The following is a 5,501-nucleotide window of genomic DNA, read 5'->3' as shown; positions in this document are numbered from 1 at the left end:
ATGACATGCTGGGCGTGGTGCTGCGCGAGCCGATCGGCGTCGTCTCGATCATCACGCCGTGGAATTTTCCCTTCCTGATCGTCAGCCAGAAACTGCCCTTCGCGCTCGCCGCCGGCTGCACTGCCGTGGTCAAGCCGAGCGAGATGACCTCGGCGTCGACCTTCGTGCTCGGCGATATCCTGCTGCAGGCCGGCCTGCCGACGGGTGTCGTCAACATCCTCGCTGGCCTGGGTAGCGATGTCGGCGCGCCAATGGTCAGCCATCCGCTGGTTGAGATGGTGTCCTTCACCGGCTCGACCCGCGTTGGCAAGATGACCATGGCGGCGGCGTCCAGTTCGCTGAAGAAGGTGTCGATGGAGCTCGGCGGCAAGAACGGCCAGATCGTCTTTCCCGACGCCGATCTCGAAGCAGCGGCGGATGCCGCAGTCTTCGGCGGCTTCTTCAACGCCGGCGAATGCTGCAATGCCGGCAGTCGGCTGATCGTGCATGAGGCGATCGCGGACGACTTTCTCGGCGCAGTCAAGGCGCTGGCCGAGAGGGTGAAAGTCGGCGATCCGCTTGACGACCGCACCAAGGTCGGCGCGATGATCTCGGCCGACCATATGGCGAAGGTAGCCGGATATGTGAAGGCGGCCAAAACCGGCGGCGGCAGCGTCTTCAGCGGCGGCGGACAGCTCGCCTCCAACGCCGGCCAGTATCTCGATCCGACCATTGTCCGCAACGTTACCGAGGACATGGAAATCGCGCGCGAGGAAGTCTTCGGGCCGGTGCTGTCCGTGCTCACTTTTGAAACGATTGAAAAGGCATTGCACATCGCCAACAACACGCCCTATGGTCTGTCTGCGGGAGTGTGGAGCGCCAGCATCGACACATGTATGTCGGTGGCGCGCGGTGTGCGTTCGGGGACGGTTTGGGTGAATACGTTCATGGAGGGTTATCCCGAACTGCCCTTCGGCGGCTACAAGCAATCCGGTCTCGGACGCGAACTCGGCAAACGCGCCGTCGAGGACTATACCGAGGAAAAGACAATCCAGTTTCATCGCGGCCAGCGCACCGGATGGTGGCTCGGCTGAGTTGGGAGACCCCGGCGGTCACCCCGCCGGTTATGTGAATGCAACAAGGGAGGTAGTACATGTTGCGCAAACTGCTTATCGGAACGGCTCTTGCGACGAGCTTTGCGTTCTCGGCGCATGCCGCGGACGTCAAGGAAGTGCAGATGCTGCATTGGTGGACGTCGGGCGGCGAAGCGGCTGCTCTGAACGTGCTGAAGCAGGATCTGGCCAAGGAAGGCTATGCCTGGAAGGACGTGCCGGTGGCCGGCGGCGGCGGCGACGCCGCCATGACCGCTCTGAAGGCGATGGTCGCGGCCGGCAACTATCCGACTGCCTCGCAGATGCTGGGCTACACCGTGCTCGACTATGCCGCTGCTGGCGTCATGGGCGACCTCACCGAGACCGCCAAGAAGGAAGGCTGGGACAAGAGCGTTCCGGCCGCCCTGCAGAAGTTCTCCGTCTATGACGGCAAGTGGGTCGCGGCTCCGGTCAACGTCCACTCGGTCAACTGGCTGTGGATCAACAAGGCCGTGATGGACAAGATCGGCGGCACCGAGCCGAAGACCTTCGACGACTTCATCGCCCTGCTCGACAAGGCCAAGGCCGCTGGCGTCATCCCGCTGGCGCTCGGCGGCCAGAACTGGCAGGAAGCGACCATGTTCGACTCCGTCGTGCTGTCGACCGGCGGACCGGAATTCTACAAGAAGGCGATGAACGACCTCGATGAGGAGTCGCTCAAGTCCGACACGATGAAGAAGTCGTTCGACAACCTCGCCAAGCTCGTCACCTATGTCGACCCGAACTTCTCGGGCCGCGACTGGAACCTCGCCACCGCCATGGTCATCAAGGGCGATGCGCTGGTTCAGGTCATGGGCGACTGGGCCAAGGGCGAATTCCACGCCGCCAACAAGACGCCGGGCACGGACTTCCTCTGCTACCGCTTCCCGGGCACCGACGGCTCGGTGATCTACAACTCCGACATGTTCGGCATGTTCAACGTTCCGGACGACCGCAAGGCCGCCCAGGTCGCTCTGGCCACCGCCACCCTGTCGAAGAGCTTCCAGTCGGCTTTCAACGTCGTGAAGGGCTCGGTCCCCGCCCGCACCGACGTGCCGGACACCGACTTCGATGCTTGCGGCAAGAAGGGCATCGCCGACCTTAAGGCGGCTAACGAAGGCGGCAAGCTGTTCGGCTCGTTGGCCCAGGGCTACGGCGCGCCCCCGGCTGTCGCCAACGCCTACAAGGACGTCATCTCGAAGTTCGTCCATGGCCAGATCAAGACCTCGGACGAAGCCGTGACCGAATTGGTCAAGGCGATCGACGACGCCAAGTAAGGCGTTTTGCTGGAGCAATTCCAGGAAAAGTGCATAGCGGTTTTCCGTTCGGAATTGCATAAAACAAAACCACTCGAGTCTCCCCCGCTCCGGCGGGGGAGGTCTCCTGTCGAGACGATATACGGGATTGCTGCCTGGTGTGCGCCGCACGCTGGCTGGTCCCCAATAACCGGTACTGGATGAGCCGATGAGCACAGTCGCCGAAACCCAAATCAAGCTGACGCCGGAACATGACGCCCGTCCTGGCGCCTCCGTCCGCTCGCGATTGCAGGACCTGTTGCCGAAGATCGTCCTGGCGCCGAGCTTCGCGGCGACGATCGTCTTCGTCTATGGCTTCATCCTGTGGACGATCTATCTGTCGTTCACCAACTCCAAGACCTTCCCATCCTACGACATCACCGGCGCCCGCGCCTATCAGCGGCTGTGGCGCTGGACCTTCGAGAGCGACCCGCCGTCGAGCTGGTACACCTCGATCACCAACATGGGCATTTTCGGCTTCCTCTACATCCTGATCTGCCTGGCGCTCGGCCTGTTCCTGGCCATCCTGCTCGACCAGAAGATCCGCGGCGAAGGCATGCTGCGGCCGATCTATCTCTATCCGATGGCGCTCTCCTTCATCGTCACCGGCGTCGCCTGGAAATGGTTCCTCGACCCCGGCCTCGGTCTCGAGCAGACGCTACACCAATGGGGCTGGACGAGCTTCCATTTCGACTGGATCAAGAACAAGGATTTCGTCATCTACACGGTGGTGATCGCCGGCGTCTGGCAGGCTTCCGGCTTCATCATGGCGATGTTCCTGGCCGGGCTTCGCGGCATCGACGGTGAGATCATGAAGGCCGCGCAGATCGACGGCGCAACCACGTTCCAGCTCTACCGCCGCATCGTCATTCCGCTGCTCAGGCCGGTGTTCCTGTCGGCCTTCATCGTGCTCGCGCATCTGGCCATCAAGTCCTATGACCTTGTCGTGGCGCTGACCAGCGGCGGACCGGGCGGTTCGGCCTGGCTGCCCTCCAACTTCATGTATGAGTTCACCTTCAAGCGCAACGAGATGGCGGTGGGCTCGGCGAGCGCGGTGATCATGCTGATGACGCTGACCGCGATCATCGTGCCTTATCTCTATTCCGAGCTCAGGGAGAAGCCGCGATGAGCGCCGTCACCTCACCGGCCAGCCAGGCATCGAGCGGCGTCAGCGCCAGGACGATCAACCGCATCGTCATCTACGGACTGCTTGCGCTGTTCGCGCTGTTCTACCTGATGCCGCTCTTCGTCATGCTGGTCACCTCGTTCAAGACCATGGACGAGATCCAGAACGGCAACATGCTGGCGCTGCCGCAGTCGCCGACCATCGCGCCATGGTTCAAGGCCTGGGGCGAAACCTGCGTCGGTCTCACCTGCGCCGGGATCAAGGGCTACTTCTGGAACTCCATCAAGATGGTGGTGCCGGCGGTGCTGATCTCGACGCTGCTCGGCGCGCTCAACGGCTATGTGCTGACCAAATGGCGCTTCCGCGGCCATACGCTGGTCTTCGCGATGATGCTGTTCGCCTGCTTCATTCCGTTCCAGTCGGTACTCTTGCCGATGGCGACCATCCTCGGCAGCATCGGCCGCTTCGGCGCCAGCCTGCAGAACGCGACGGGGTTCAACTTCGGCCTCGGCAACTCGACGGTCAACCTGGTCTTCGTCCATGTGGTCTACGGCCTCGGCTTCACCACCCTGTTCTTCCGCAACTATTACGAGGCCTTCCCGACCGAACTGGTGAAGGCGGCGCAGGTCGACGGCGCCTCCTTCTTCCAGATTTTCCGTCGCATCATGCTGCCCAACTCGATGCCGATCTTCGTCGTCACCGTCATCTACCAGTTCACCAACATCTGGAACGACTTCCTGTTCGCTTCCGCTTACGCCGGCACCGGCGACGTGATGCCGATGACGGTGGCGCTCAACAATGTCGTCAACACCTCGACCGGCGTCGTCGAATACAACGTCAACATGGCGGCGGCGATGATTGCCGCGCTCCCCACCCTGATCGTCTATGTCGTCGCCGGCCGCTATTTCGTGCGCGGGCTGATGGCCGGCGCGGTCAAGGGCTGACCCTATTTTCTGAAGGAACGACCATGGCTTTTCTGGAAATTGATGGGCTGAAGAAGCGCTTCGGGAATGTCGAGATCCTGAAGGGCATCGATGTCGAGCTCGAAAAGGGCGGCTTCCTGGTGCTGGTCGGCCCGTCCGGCTGCGGCAAGTCCACCCTGCTCAACACCATTGCCGGGCTGGAAACCATCACCGAGGGCCAGATCCGCGTCGACGGCCGCGCGATCAACGATCTGCATCCCTCGAAGCGCGACATCGCCATGGTCTTCCAGAGCTACGCGCTCTATCCGAACATGACGGTTGCCGGAAACATCGCCTTCGGCATGGAGATGCGCGGCGTGCCGGCGGCGGAGCGCCAGGCGGCGATCGACAAGGTGGCAAAGATACTGCAGATCGGTCACCTGCTCAACCGCAAGCCCAGCCAGCTTTCCGGCGGCCAGCGCCAGCGCGTCGCCATGGGCCGGGCGCTGGTGCGCGACCCGAAACTCTTCCTGTTTGACGAGCCGCTTTCCAACCTCGACGCCAAGCTGCGCGTCGACATGCGCATCGAGATCAAGCGCCTGCACGCCACGACCGGCACCACGATCGTCTATGTCACCCACGACCAGATCGAGGCGATGACGCTGGCGACCAAGATCGCCGTGATGCGCGACGGCGAGGTACAGCAGTTCGGCACGCCGGCCGAAGTCTACAACAACCCCACCAATATCTTCGTCGCCGATTTCATGGGCTCGCCCGCGATGAACCTGATCCCGGCCAAGATCGGCGCCAATGGCAGCGGGCTTTCCGTTGTTCTCGATCGTGAGGCCCGCCAACCGATCACGCTGTCGCTGCCCGGCGCGCCGACCGGCCTTGCGGCCTTCAAGGACAAGCCGGTCATCTTCGGCGTGCGCCCGGAAGCGCTGACCGATCCAGAAGGCGCCGAGCGCAACGGATCCGAAATCGCCACCGCCGACTGCCACATCGAAGTGGTCGAGCCGGCGGGATCGGACACGTTCGCCGTCACCAATCTCGGCGGCAAGGGCGTGGT

Annotated in this window: 5 protein-coding genes; all 5 read left to right on the top strand. The window is 62.7% G+C overall.

The annotated features are described in order from the left end of the window. A partial coding sequence (locus EOA75_RS27905; protein ID WP_127325677.1) for an aldehyde dehydrogenase family protein occupies positions 1-1,073 on the top strand: 1,073 nt, incomplete at its 5' end. A 59-nt stretch (positions 1,074-1,132) separates the two neighbouring features. Beyond that, positions 1,133-2,386, top strand: a complete 1,254-nt coding sequence (locus EOA75_RS27900; RefSeq protein ID WP_067002546.1) for an ABC transporter substrate-binding protein — start codon at positions 1,133-1,135, stop codon at positions 2,384-2,386. 187 nt (positions 2,387-2,573) lie between these two features. After that, positions 2,574-3,533, top strand: a complete 960-nt coding sequence (locus EOA75_RS27895; RefSeq protein WP_067002547.1) for a sugar ABC transporter permease — start codon at positions 2,574-2,576, stop codon at positions 3,531-3,533. Beyond that, the gene (locus tag EOA75_RS27890; RefSeq protein ID WP_095800490.1) at positions 3,530-4,474 is read left to right on the top strand and encodes a carbohydrate ABC transporter permease; all 945 of its coding nucleotides are present in this window, start codon (positions 3,530-3,532) and stop codon (positions 4,472-4,474) included. Before EOA75_RS27895 ends, EOA75_RS27890 begins: the two co-directional genes overlap by 4 nt. Positions 4,475-4,497: 23 nt before the next feature. Continuing rightward, positions 4,498-5,501: ABC transporter ATP-binding protein (locus EOA75_RS27885; RefSeq protein WP_164747600.1), on the top strand; the 1,004-nt coding region annotated here is incomplete at its 3' end.

The organism is Mesorhizobium sp. M1A.F.Ca.IN.022.07.1.1, from assembly GCF_003997575.1.
GTDB lineage: Bacteria > Pseudomonadota > Alphaproteobacteria > Rhizobiales > Rhizobiaceae > Mesorhizobium.
This window is presented reverse-complemented; position numbering and strand designations above follow the sequence as displayed.